The organism is Chitinophaga sp. ARDCPP14 (assembly GCF_051362515.1).
GTDB lineage: Bacteria > Bacteroidota > Bacteroidia > Chitinophagales > Chitinophagaceae > Chitinophaga.
Genome location: NZ_JBKIXB010000013.1, coordinates 103,726 through 116,166, shown reverse-complemented (window position 1 = coordinate 116,166; position 12,441 = coordinate 103,726). Strand labels below are relative to the sequence as shown.

General features: G+C 48.3%; 9 protein-coding genes. 2 read left to right on the top strand and 7 right to left on the bottom strand.

The features are described 5' to 3' along the window. Positions 1–399 precede the first annotated feature (399 nt). The 3 genes from ACLHR0_RS27650 to ACLHR0_RS27640 all read right to left on the bottom strand — a co-directional run bounded on the left by ACLHR0_RS27650 (position 400) and on the right by ACLHR0_RS27640 (position 4,260). Positions 400–1,767 (bottom strand): alkaline phosphatase family protein, encoded by a 1,368-nt coding sequence (locus ACLHR0_RS27650; RefSeq protein WP_436491000.1) that lies wholly within the window; start codon positions 1,765–1,767, stop codon positions 400–402. Positions 1,768–1,894: 127 nt separating this feature from the next. Next, complete coding sequence (eboE, locus tag ACLHR0_RS27645) at positions 1,895–3,106, bottom strand: metabolite traffic protein EboE (protein ID WP_436490998.1); 1,212 nt, start codon at positions 3,104–3,106, stop codon at positions 1,895–1,897. Then, positions 3,106–4,260: a 3-dehydroquinate synthase gene (locus ACLHR0_RS27640; protein WP_436490996.1), complete on the bottom strand. Its 1,155-nt coding sequence runs from the start codon at positions 4,258–4,260 to the stop codon at positions 3,106–3,108. The genes eboE and ACLHR0_RS27640 overlap by 1 nt, the downstream gene beginning before the upstream one ends. Before the next feature lie 606 nt (positions 4,261–4,866). On the opposite strand from ACLHR0_RS27640, the gene ACLHR0_RS27635 reads away from it, so the two are divergent. Both ACLHR0_RS27635 and ACLHR0_RS27630 read left to right on the top strand, forming a co-directional pair. Continuing rightward, on the top strand, positions 4,867–6,855 hold the full coding sequence (locus ACLHR0_RS27635; protein ID WP_436490994.1) for a tetratricopeptide repeat protein: 1,989 nt from the start codon (positions 4,867–4,869) through the stop codon (positions 6,853–6,855). A gap of 12 nt (positions 6,856–6,867) precedes the next feature. Then, positions 6,868–7,506 carry a response regulator gene (locus tag ACLHR0_RS27630; protein ID WP_370911013.1) on the top strand — a complete coding sequence of 213 codons (639 nt, stop codon included), beginning with the start codon at positions 6,868–6,870 and terminating at the stop codon, positions 7,504–7,506. Positions 7,507–7,563: 57 nt separating this feature from the next. On the opposite strand, the gene eboC is transcribed toward ACLHR0_RS27630, so the two are convergent. From eboC to ACLHR0_RS27610, 4 genes are all read right to left on the bottom strand, one after another. Further along, positions 7,564–8,442 carry a UbiA-like protein EboC gene (eboC, locus tag ACLHR0_RS27625; protein WP_429061813.1) on the bottom strand — a complete coding sequence of 293 codons (879 nt, stop codon included), beginning with the start codon at positions 8,440–8,442 and terminating at the stop codon, positions 7,564–7,566. A gap of 96 nt (positions 8,443–8,538) precedes the next feature. Next, complete coding sequence (locus ACLHR0_RS27620; protein ID WP_089892383.1) at positions 8,539–9,525, bottom strand: TatD family hydrolase; 987 nt, start codon at positions 9,523–9,525, stop codon at positions 8,539–8,541. A gap of 21 nt (positions 9,526–9,546) precedes the next feature. Beyond that, on the bottom strand, positions 9,547–10,446 hold the full coding sequence (locus ACLHR0_RS27615) for an EboA domain-containing protein (RefSeq protein WP_436490991.1): 900 nt from the start codon (positions 10,444–10,446) through the stop codon (positions 9,547–9,549). A 436-nt stretch (positions 10,447–10,882) separates the two neighbouring features. Further along, a complete protein-coding gene (locus tag ACLHR0_RS27610) occupies positions 10,883–12,418 on the bottom strand; it encodes an FG-GAP-like repeat-containing protein (RefSeq protein ID WP_436490989.1) in 1,536 nt (511 codons plus the stop codon). Positions 12,419–12,441: the final 23 nt, after the last annotated feature.

Here is a 12,441-nt window from a genome sequence, read left to right as displayed (position 1 = left end):
ACGCAAGTTTTGTCTTGAGCACTGATTACGCTGATTATACTGATTTAGTTTTTTGGATTTTTTGGAGATTTTTGGATTTTTTAGACGGTTTTTGGGAGATTTTTAAAGATAGAGCATGAATAGGCGTATGATACCTCTGATATGAAGCAAAGTTAGATAGGCGATGCTTTGGATATGCTTTGGAGATGCTTTGGTGATACTTAGGACATGGAGTAAATGTGCTCTTGATGCGGAGGTGAGGTGGACTTGATCGGTAACTGATTGTTTATCATTGGGTTATAGGCGGTTTTTTGAAGCTGCTTAGAACAGCCCTGTAGTCGTAACCAGATGGTTATGAATAAGTTAATACAACCGGAGGATTATTTACCTGCCGGCTGATTACTGGTCATTGCGGAGCCGTTATTTGCCTGTCAGCTGGTTCCAGATAACCCCGTACACGTCTGTTGCCTGTAGCTGCGACTTGGGAGCGGGTTGGGAACTGATGACCACCGGGTGATAGGCAGGGTTTTCTTCGATCCTGCCGTGAGAGCCTTTGATAAGGGTTGCATCGAGCGGGATGACGTTCATCAGGTAGCGGAAACCCAGTTTCTTTTTGAGCAATTTTCCTGCCGCTTTCAGCTTAATGAGCGGGTCTGCGGGGTCCATGAACATCTCTACAGGATCATAACCCGGTTTACGGAATATATCTACAATTCGGGCGAAATCGGGGGCTTTGTTGTCATCCATCCAATAGTAGTACGTGAACCAGCTGTTGGCATCGGCTACGGCAATGAGTTCGCCGCTGCGGCTGTGATGGAGATGATGTTGCCGTTTGCCTTCCCGGTCCAGCACCAGTTGTACACCCGGCACCTTTTCCAGGATGGAGCGTACTTTTTTATAACAGGAAGGATCATTGATATAGATATGCGCGATCTGGTGATCTGCTACTGCGAATGCTTTGGAGGCGCCTGCATCCAGCAGTTCGAGGCCATTTTCCACACGCAGGGCCAGCAGCCCTTCTGCCCTCAGAATCCTGTTAAGATGCACGGGGTTATTCACATTGGTAATGCCGTATTCCGACAGTACAATCGGATCACAATTCTTCTGCTGATAATAAGTAATCAGCTGTTTGCATACCGCATCAATTTCTGCCAGTTCCTTTGCATTTTTTACCGGGTCCTGTCCGAATTTCTGCAGGCAGTAATCGAGATGGGGAAGGTAAATAAAAGTAAGGGTAGGATCGTATAGTTTATCCGTGAGGATAGACGCATCAGCGATCCATTGGCTTGATTTTATGCTGGCGGTGGGACCCCAGTAATTAAACAGGGGGAACTTGCCGAGTTGTTCGGTGAGATAATCCCGGAGTGTAGATGGAGAAGTATAGCAATCGGGCACTTTACGGCCATCGGAAAGATAGTTGGGACGGGGTGTCAGTGAGTAGTCCACGTTCGCGTACATGTTGTACCACCAGCACATTTGTGAACAGGTAAAAGATGGATCCAGTTTGCGGGCACGGTCCCATATTTTGGGAGCGTCTACCAGCCGGTTGGATTGTTTCCAGAACTTAACTTCCGCATCGGTTCTGTCGTACCAGCCATTGCCTACTATTCCATGCTCACTGGGCCATTCGCCGGTAAGGTACGTGCTCTGTACAGCCGTAGTCACCGCAGGTAACATAGGCATTACGGTGGCCAGGTGCCGCTGTTGTGTATAGGCCTTTAAAAAAGGCAGGTACTCCAGCAAAGAAGAGGAGAGCCCTACTACATCAATTACTACTGTCTTTCTCATATATTCAATCGCCGTTACAATTCCGGCATAAAGCTATAATACCGGGGGGACAATTCCAAGATTGCGTGTTGCCGCCGGGGCTACCGGTGTTTATCCGGTGGCGCCGCGCGGCACTATGCAAAGATACTTATAACTGTTCCCTTATCCAGTTCAGCTCACGGGAAACGGATAAAGACATCTTCTGTTTAAGGGCGGGTGGTAACACGTCCCAGGTATATGTTTCCGCCTCCATGTGCTGTGTAAAAGGATGTTCCCTTTGTATGGCCAGTACTTGTTTTATATCTTCCTGCGTGGATTGCAATACACCGAATTTATCGAGGAACACAGGTACATGAAAATGGGAGCGCCATTCTGTAACGGCTGCATTATTTTCATCTGCCAGCGCTTCCGGTAAGTCGGGATAATGAATAAAAGTGCCGTCCTTTCTTTTCGCGATCACCTGGTGCAGATATACCGGTTCATCGAATTTACGGAAGGCGTCTGTTACTTCGTTGCGTGCGGTGGTATCTGCGGGCATATCGGCTTTCAGCGCCGCGCTGATCTGCAGTTTGCCGATCTTCAAACCATGATGCTGCATGCGTTCGATGACCCGCTGGGGTGCTTCGTATACAAGTGCAAAATGGCAAACATCGTAACACAGCTGAATATGCGTTTTGATGATATCGGCTGCTGCCTGGTCATCTTCTATATTAAATTTCTCTTTGATAAACGGGATGCCGGCAGGCAGTAAATTTTCGAAGTACCAGTTAATATACTCGCTGGTATTTTCCATCATGCCATCGGGTTCCGGCTCAATATCGAGGTGCATCAAAGGGCCGCCGCTGCGACGTGTGCGCACCAGCTGTTCCAGCACCAGCAACATATTCAGCGTAGCGCTTTCTGTGTAAGAATTCTTGTCTTCTTCGCAGCGGTTGCACCAGTGTTTATATCCGAGCGGATTGGTGGAAATACCTCCTTCCATACCTTCGGGCAGCAATGCTGCCAGGATCCTGAACAGGCGGATGGTATAGGCTACGCGGTCAGCGCTGGTCCAGTCGGGCGCATGTACCTGGTCTTTTACCACTACGTTGTGAAAGCCGCCATAAGGAAAACCGTTCATCGTAAACACATAGCAATCCTCTTCCCGGAGCCATTGCTGAAATGCCTTCAAGGGCGCTTCCTTGCTCAGTTCCAGGCTGGCGGTATTAGCCAGTCGCAATCCTATTCCAAAAGGTTTATCTGGTGATACCTGTTGTTTAATGGCAGGTATAAATTTTTTGAGTTGCGCAAAGTGGTCGTCCCAGTTTTCGCCGGGATGAATATTTGTGCAGTAGGTAAGATGTCCTGCAGCTGTTTTCATTACTGATTATTTTTGCAGATAGCTACTGCTTTATATAATAAGTTAAGGTCCATTTCATGCACTTCTTCTCCTTTTCCTACTGCGCGCAGCAGGGAAATTGTTAAGCGGCCACCGAGATGTTCACGGAATTCTTCCAGTCCTGCTACCACCGGGGAAGGCTTACCATCCTGCATTTCCAGCAAAGGATGCCATACCGGCAGTTTCATATTTTTTAATACCGTGAGAATGCGGTGCATATCTTTTTCGGAGAGCCATCCTAACAGGAACGAGTATACGCTGTCGACCGCAATACCGATAGATACTGCTTCACCATGACGTAATTCAAAGTTGGTGAGTTGCTCCAGTTTATGTGCGCTCCAGTGACCGAAGTCCAGCGGGCGGGAGGAGCCGCTTTCAAACGGATCGCCGGCGCCGCCGATATGTTGGATATGCAGTTCTGCGCAGCGGTAAATAAGTTCGTGCATAGCGGCCATATCACCGCCGGTTAGCGTCACTGCATTTTCTTCTATGCGGTTAAAGAAAGCGGCATCCTTAATAAGGGCTACTTTCACGGCTTCCACCATGCCGGAGCGCCAGTCGCGCGGGTCCAGGGTGGTTAAAAATACCGGGTCGTTGAACACGGCTGCGGGCGGCGCAAAGGAACCGAGGAAATTTTTCTTCCCCTTATAGTTTACGCCGTTTTTCACGCCAACGCCGGAATCGTTTTGCGACAGTACGGTCGTTGGAATCCTGATATGTTTCACACCGCGGTGTGAAATTGCGGCGGCAAACCCCACGAGATCCAGCAGGGAACCGCCGCCGATGCCTATCACATAGGAGTGGCGGTCGATGCTATATTTATCGATGGCATCGACCAGGCTGAAAAGCAGGGGCAGATCATTTTTCACGCCTTCGCCCCCGGCGATGGTGATGATTTCAGGGGCCAGCTGAAAGCCGCGCACCTGTTGAAAGTACTGATTGATCTGTTGGGTTAGTTCCGGGTGATGCGTTGCAACGCCACCATCCAGTATAACGAGTAATTTCTTAACGTATGCACTCTCCGCTTTTGATTCCAGGAAGGTAGCTAAACAGGTGTTGGCAGGATCGAATAAATTACTGCTAAAGAAAACACCGTAAGAGAAGTTGACATTGAAGTTTTGTTGAATATATTCCATGGCTAAATCCGCATCATCTGACTAAAAAAAACTATAGCCTTTAAAAGTACATAGAAAAACGTGATTTTTTACAAAGAAAAAGGCCCCGGGAACGGAGCCTGTTTTTTTGGGGTTAGTCTGTAGAATCAATTTATCGGTATGCAAAGAAATCTGTTTTACCCGGTTTTAGCTACGGTATAAACCATTATTTTATAAATTGCGTAGTTCTACTTATGTGCGCAGGGCACCCGCCAATGCCTTACCAGCAGGCAATCTACGTAGTTCTCCCGATCTCCTGATCCGCTCCTGCTTCCGTTCATCCCATACGCTGTTGCGTATTAAAACAGAAATACTGAACTTTAGGCCGCTGTAGAAATGAACGACGGTTTCACAGTCTGAGAATTAAATTGTTTGACCAAAAAAACATGGGACGCCCATGTTGTTAACCCTGTAACATCGGTTGTATTTCACATCTTTTGTTGCATGCTGAGCATTTGTCAACGCACTGCGCGATGGCGGGTAATAGCTTTCCGGCTGTTATCCGCCGGGGCATTCATTGTGCGTGATAACCGGTAACCTTGAATTATTAACAATAACAGCCTTCCGGGCTGTAAAAGTGAATCAGAAATGCTGAGAATATTACTTTTTGTTTGTTGTATTTCGATGGGCAGCGGCGGGGTGCTGCAGGCATCCCCGTTTCCTGCGGATGACAGTGTGTTGCAAACGATTAACCGGCAGCCGGCAGGTGCAAACCAGGTACAGGCGCTGATTGACTATGGCTGCCGGCTTTTTCCTTACCAGCTTGATAAGTCGGCTGCCGTCTTCATGCGTGCCTTGCGGATCAGCAGGCAATTGGGGTACCATAAAGGGGTAGCCGATTTTGCGTGTTACTATATGTATATCCAGGATATGCGGGGGCAGTATTTGCAGTCGCTGTACATGCTGAAGCAGGCGGTGATCATTTATGCTTCCCTAAAAGATACGCTTAGCCAGGTGAGGGCCATCAGCTATTGCGGGATGGAATACCAGCAGATGGCGAATTTCCCGGCAGCTGCGGCGGCTTACCTGGAAGCGCTGAAACTGGCCGATGCGGCGAAAGACAGTGCCAGCACGGGCATGATCATGAACTATTTATCGGATGTTTTTATTTCCCTGGGAGATTATAAGAAGGGGTTTAATTATGCGGTGCAGGCTTATGATCATGGGCGCCGGCTGGGCAGCAATTCGCGCATGGCGGCGGCCCTGCTCAACCTTGGAGAAAGTAAAAGCCGGGAGGGGAACTATACGGCTGCCGGCAGGTATTTCAACCGGGCGCTGGAGCTTGGTAAAAAAGCTGGCGACCAGCTGCTGGTACTGAATGCGCTTACTGCAACCGGGCGGGTATATACGGATCTTTCGCAACATGAGCAATCCTTGCGAACCTTTGAAAAAGCGCTGCTTATTTCCACTGATGATCCCGGGCTTGAAAACCGGATGCAGTTATACATGGGATATGCCAATGCCCTTTACCGGAGCGGGAAGCACCCCGCTGCCGGTATCTATCTACAGAAAACAATTACCCTGGCCAGGCAATATTATGCGGGCGATGAACTAAGGCGGGCTTACCTGGCGGCATCCGACAATGAAGCCGCGCAGCAGCATTACCAGCGGGCCTTTCAACTGCGGAAGGCTTATGAGCAGCTGAATGATTCACTGGTAGGGAATGCCACCAGGCTGAATGTACAGCAGCTGGAAATGCAGTACCAGTCTGAGAAAAAAGACAGGGACCTGGCGGAGAAAAAATTAGAGCTGATCCGGAAAGACCTGCTGTTACAGCGGAAGAACAGGTGGCTTGGTTTCATCTTTGCCGGCGTAATACTGATCCTGGTTGGTTCTTTCCTGATATGGCAGAAACTACTGCACCGGCACCGTTTACAAAAACAGCAGCTTCAAACGCTGGAAGTAGAAAAAACCGTACAGGTGCTGGAGGCGATGATGCAAGGCGAGGAAAAAGAGCGCACGCGCTTGTCGAAAGACCTGCACGACGGCGTTGGCGGGCTGTTATCCGCCGTGAAAATGCATTTCTGGGCGCTCAAATATGAACGTACTTTTCTGCAGCAGGACAAAGGCTTTAACCATGCGCTCAGCATGCTGGACGACGCCATTGGTGAAGTCCGGAAAACTGCCCATAACCTGATGCCTGAAATCCTTTCCAGGATGGGGCTTGCGGGTGCGCTGGAATTATTCTGCCATAATGTGAGTCACTCCCGGAAGCTGCAGATCACGTTCTATACTTCCGGCGACATGCAGCGGTTCAGGGGCAACTTTGAATTATCGGTATACCGGATTGTGCAGGAGCTGATCAACAATGTGATTAAGCATGCCCATGCTACCGAAGCCCTGGTTCAACTTACGCAACATGACCAGTTGCTTACCATTACCGTAGAGGACAATGGCGTTGGCTTTGAAGATATCGCGAAAAGCACGACCGGTATGGGATTAAAGAATCTTCATACGCGGATCAAATCATTAAACGGACACCTAACGCTGACGGCTATACCGGGTTGCGGCACAACGGCATATATAGAATTTAATATTGCCATTATGCAGCTGATGGAAGTGCAGTCATCGTTTTAATTTAAAAAGAAGATGAGTATCAAACTGGCTATCACGGATGATCACCTGCTGGTGATCAGTGGCATCAAGGCGATGCTTACGCCTTACCCGCACATTTCCGTTGTTTATGAAAGCAACCGGCCGGGCGCGCTGATGGAGGCTTTACCCGGTATACAACCCGACGTGTTATTACTGGATATCCAGATGCCTGAAATAGATGGCATAGCGCTTTGCAAGCAGGTGAAGAAAAAGCATCCGTCTGTAAAAGTGATTGCGATCAGCAGTTTTATGGAATCGCATTATGTGAAGCAAATGCTGCGTAATGGCGCCGCCGGCTACCTGTTAAAAGGCACTGATCCGGAAACGCTTATCCGCGCTATTGAGGAGGTGCATGCCGGCGGGCAGTTTCTCGACGACCTAATCAGGAATCAGATAGTGAATGAAGCCATTACCGGTCAAAAGCGCATTAATTACGAGATTCCGCTTACGCGCAGGGAAAAGGAAATACTGAAACTGATTGCGGACGAATATTCCAACCAGGAGATTGCAGACCTGTTGTTTATCAGTTTGCGTACGGTGGAAACACACCGGTTAAATCTTACGCAGAAGCTTGCGGTGAAGAATACCGCCGGGCTGGTAAAAGAAGCGATGAAGCGGGGAATAGCGGAATAGCTATCACCGGAATAATGGTGCCGGTACCCGGCTTGTGGCCGGACACCGGTAATGTGATCAGGTGACGGCAAATATTTTGCCCAGTACCAGGGATATCGGTAACAATAATATTACGGCAATTGCGAATGGTATAGTAGCAAAAGCGGCCACCCAGGCGGCATTCATGGCAATCAGTGCGATGATTCCTCCTTTCACTGCCTTTCCTATATTTGGCCCCGAAGGGTTTTTCATGGCTTTGAAAAGCGGCACATTGATCATAATAATAAACAGCGCGATAAAAGGCAGTGCCAGCCAGAAGCGGTGGTGCATATATGCCAGGATACCCATTGTAATATATACCAGTGCATAACATACAGCGGTAAAGCGCAGGCTTTTCACGCTTCCACCATGTACTTCTCCCCTGCTGATGTTGGTAACAGCGGCGATATAGAGAATGGGGATGAATCCCATCCACCAGTATATTTCCAGCATTTCCGGTACAATACTGATGCCCAGCAGGAGGTTAAGTCCGCGGCAAAGTCCCATGTTGAGGGGGCCGAGGAAGGAATGATGTTTCCCCCATTTATCATAAACGAGTGCGCTGGCAGCTACGCCGATGGCGAGCCAGCCGGCATAGCCGGTAAGGCGGCCTACGGAAAAAGCGGCCAGGATACCTACCAGGAGCAGGTAGCTGCCGAGGATAATGGCCTGTGTTTTTGAGATTACCCCGCTTGGGATGGGCCTTTCCGGCCGCTCTGTACTATCCAGTGTGGCATCAAATACATCATTGAATACCACGCCACCACCATAGAGCCCCATGGTAGCGAGGCACAGGCATACCACCGGCAGCGTAAGATCCAGTGTAACAGTACTGAACGTAACATTTATAAAATAGGCCGACACAGCGACGCCTGCCAATATATCTGCTATTGCAGTTACGATGTTGGCTGGTCGCATCAGGCGTAGGTATCCAAATAATTTGCTAACAATATAACTCACCGCGTAATTAGGTTTTCATGGTTCATTGCCAGCAGGGACGAAGCTGTCAGGCCGTTACCGGATGATGGTTGTGTTTTTATCAATTCGAGGCTGCTGTCCTCCACGTAGTATAGAGCTTCCGTTAAATTTCTCACTTTGATCAATATTTGCTGCTACATCAAAATCTGCTTCATTAATCTGGCCGCTCTGCGCAAAGGCTTTTACAGCATTGGTGTAAGTTACCAAATGAATGTCATTCAAGTCAATACCACTTTCGTGCATTAAAGCGGCGGTTTTGGGAACTGCCAGGGGATCGCTGATTCCCCAGTCGGCAGCGGAATTCACCATAATACGTTCACTTCCATACTGTTTAACCACGGCTACCATGCGTTCATTCCCCATTTTAGTGAATGGATAGATGGTAAACGCAGCCCAGAAGCCACGATCGAGCACTTCTTTGACTGTTTCCTCGTTATTATGGTCTACAATGATCATGTGAGGCTCCAAACCATGTTCCAGTGCAATATCCATACTGCGCTGGGTTCCTTTTTTCTTATCGCGGTGGGGGGTGTGAATTTGTACGGGGAGCCCTGCTTCTTTGGCCAGTTCCAGCTGGGCGCGGTAATATTTTTCTTCCAGGGGGGTTTGGTCATCGAAACCGATTTCGCCCACGCCTACTACGCCTTCTTTATAAATAAACTGCGGTAATATTTCCATTACTGCTTCTGCGAGCTTTTCGTTATTGGCTTCTTTGGAGTTGAGGCCAATGGTGCAATAGTGTTTGATGCCGAACTGGGAAGCGCGGAAACGCTCCCATCCCAGGAGGCTGCTGAAATAATCGCGGAAGGTATCTACGCCGGTGCGTGGTTGTCCTAACCAGAAAGCGGGTTCAATGATGGCTACTACGCCTGCATCGGCCATTGCCTGGTAGTCGTCGGTAGTACGGGCGGTCATGTGCACATGCGGATCAAAGAAGCGCATGCCTTTTATTTTATTAAGATAAGCGGGGCTATAGGTGAGTGGTTGAAGATCTTTTTCTGTTAAGTCATGAATTCCGCACATATCTGATCAGTTTTAATTTAATTATTTAATTATTTTTTGTGCCAGGGTATCCCAGGAGATAGTACCGGCGTGTATTTCTGCCTGCAGTGCCGGGTCTGTGGCCAGCAATGCTTTAGCGGGTTCGTAATGGCATTGGGCACAAACGAGTGCAGCGGCTTCTTTTTCAGCGCTGTTGACGGAGTGCCAGATGCGGGTAATGTCGGCAAAGTTACCTTCGTTTACAAAATTCACCAGCAGCCGCCACTGCATGGGATCGAGCGTTCTGCCGGCGGCCCATCTTTCATGGGCAAAGTCCACGAGAATGCCGGCCAGTGCAGCATTGGCTCTTTCATCCAGCCCGGTGATCCGGTGTAATGGTTTATCGGTAAAGATGGCTTTCATGACCAGCTGGTTCCAGGCGGGTTCCGGGAGATATTCGGCCGGGTAAGGATTGTGCAGCATAATGGCTTCCTGTACAATACCAATATTGGACCTGATCCCTTCCGACGTGCGGGCGATCCATTCTTCCGGCCAGGGCAACAGCGGGAGTCCGCTGTATAAAGCTGCCAGCTCATTCATTTCCGCGCCATTGAAGAGGTTTTCCAGCACCTCCAGGTATATGGCTTTGTTTGTTACCGGCAACCGGAGCAGCCACCATACCCGTACGAGGCGGTCTAACGTCCATCCATGTACGAATAATGACGGCCGCAGCGCTTGCAACTGTTCATTTTCCGTTGCGGAAAGATGGATCAATTCTTTACCTGTGAAGCGCGGAATAGCTGTGAAAGTTTGATTAAACTGCGGGATGGCACCGGTTTGCTGTTGTAGCTGCAAACGTTGTTGCAGCCAGGTATTCGCTTTTTCGTTTCCGTTGTTCCTGATGATCGTTCCAAGCAGCGTGCTCACTTTATCCTGATCGTATACATATTCAGCCACTGACATATCCTGTTTAAAATAATAATGCTGATTTCCCAATAAAATTAACCAGTAATAATGGGATTTTAAGAATCCGGCCACTTTTTTATGATAGATGGCAAAAAAAGAAGATTAAACCGTTCACATCAATGGTTGAACGATGGGATATGCCCCAAAATAAAAGAGAGGCATTACTGCCTCTCCTTCCGCCATTCTAAAACCTGATTATACATCAGGATATCTTTAGCCACGGTGCCTCTGACGACAGGCACAGCGCAATAAGGTATATGTTGGGAAAACGTTGATCAAGAACGATGGCACTTTAAAGATCTGTAATATATGAGTGCTCTTCCTATAAATTCAGATCCGGCAATAAAGCAAAAATCCATGCAGCAATAAATACGGCCGTAAGATACATATTTCTCCTTTCATTCCAAATAAACAAGTGATTTTTACGTTCCGTTTAATGCACAGCATTGTTCTGCAATACTATAAACGGCTGATACTCTTTCCAGTCAGGCTTATAATCATCAAGTATAATAAAACCCTGCGCATAGTTTCCTAGTACAATATCCTGATCGCCATCGTGATCATAATCTTTCACATCCATGCAGATCCACCTTCCTTCCTTCTCCAGTGGCGGTGAATGGGGAATAAACGTAAGTGGTTTATTTCCACCTTCAAAGAAAATAAATTTCTCTTCCGGGCGGTGTTTAAAATCAGCAAAAAAGGCGATGGAAGCAATATCCAGTTTACCATCACCGTTAAAATCCGCTGCCACTGCCTTTGTACAGCCATTCACCGGGTAATGCCATGCTTCTGTATACTTGTTATTTCCGTCATTCAGGTAGACGAATAATCCGTGATAAGGTTTAAGCACCATAGAAAAATCTGCATTGTCACCGCAGGTATATAAAATATCCAGCCTTCCATCTCCGTTAAAATCTGCCAGTTGAAACCCGGTAGAACCATTAACAGGAGGGAATTTCAGCAGGTTGGTAGATACAAAGCCACCTTTCCTGTCGTTTTCAAATAACCAGATCCCTTCATCACCAGCGGCGAACAATACCATAAAGTCCGTATAGCCGTCGTGGTTAAAATCGCCGGTTTCTGCATGGATAGCGCCGGGCACTTCCCATATGGGAAATTGCTGGTACTTGTGGTCTGGTAACTGTTTCAGCCAGTACAGGCCTCCCTGGTTATGTCCGAATGCGCATACCAGCAGGTCTGGCAGACCATCTTTATCAAAATCTGCCTGCAGGGTTTGTACCGGTCGTTTGAGGAAAGCCATGAGGTCGTGCTGCCTGCTTTCCGCGTCGTTGGGCCGGATGCTGGTAATAATGCCGGCAGGCGCGTCCAATGCGCGCATGTTGCCTATTTCTGTGAGTATGGCCTGTTGTTGTCCTGCAGTATCTTTTACAAAAAGTATATCAACAGCAGGGGAAGGTAAATTCCGGATGTTAACGACTTGTAAATTTTCGTCCCACTGTGTGAGTGTGTTGGTGAGACCATCGCTGGTCATGAGGTGGCCATTGTCCGGATTAAAGGCCACCATGGTGGTAGCTACGGGGACGGTATCTTTCAGTGCCGGGTGTTTCAGGGTAAAGAAGGACCAGTCGCGTTGCAACGGCTGCGGTATTTTTTCTGCCGGCAGTTTATCCGGGGCGGTATGTTCATAGTATGCCACCAGCAGTTCCCAATCCTGGATTGAAATAAGCCCTGGCTTTTCGCCGGGCATTGGCGGGTAATAAGAATGCTCTCCCCACACTTTAATGCCCAATTTGGGGGCCATAGCGGGCAATACATGCTTTGTCCAGGTTTCCTTATCCAAAAGGTCGGAAGACACCGGCAAATGGCAGCCGGAGCAATATTTATCTGCCAGGGCTTTTCCTTTTTCTTCCGGGGTAGGGGTATCACAGCTGCTGATGATGACAAGGCAATTGGTGATTAAAAATAAAACGGCGAGACAATACCGGTTCCTCATTGGTTGGTTGGTCATCAGTGAATATTTTAACGGGCATT

What these genes read in the sequence shown, in the direction of transcription:
- ACLHR0_RS27650 (WP_436491000.1), bottom strand. Translation starts at nt 1,767, where the DNA reads ATGAGAAAGACAGTAGTAATTGATGTAGTAGGGCTCTCCTCTTCTTTG.
- eboE (WP_436490998.1), bottom strand. Translation starts at nt 3,106, where the DNA reads ATGAAAACAGCTGCAGGACATCTTACCTACTGCACAAATATTCATCCC.
- ACLHR0_RS27640 (WP_436490996.1), bottom strand. Translation starts at nt 4,260, where the DNA reads ATGGAATATATTCAACAAAACTTCAATGTCAACTTCTCTTACGGTGTT.
- ACLHR0_RS27635 (WP_436490994.1), top strand. Translation starts at nt 4,867, where the DNA reads ATGCTGAGAATATTACTTTTTGTTTGTTGTATTTCGATGGGCAGCGGC.
- ACLHR0_RS27630 (WP_370911013.1), top strand. Translation starts at nt 6,868, where the DNA reads ATGAGTATCAAACTGGCTATCACGGATGATCACCTGCTGGTGATCAGT.
- eboC (WP_429061813.1), bottom strand. Translation starts at nt 8,442, where the DNA reads ATGCGACCAGCCAACATCGTAACTGCAATAGCAGATATATTGGCAGGC.
- ACLHR0_RS27620 (WP_089892383.1), bottom strand. Translation starts at nt 9,525, where the DNA reads ATGTGCGGAATTCATGACTTAACAGAAAAAGATCTTCAACCACTCACC.
- ACLHR0_RS27615 (WP_436490991.1), bottom strand. Translation starts at nt 10,446, where the DNA reads ATGTCAGTGGCTGAATATGTATACGATCAGGATAAAGTGAGCACGCTG.
- ACLHR0_RS27610 (WP_436490989.1), bottom strand. Translation starts at nt 12,418, where the DNA reads ATGACCAACCAACCAATGAGGAACCGGTATTGTCTCGCCGTTTTATTT.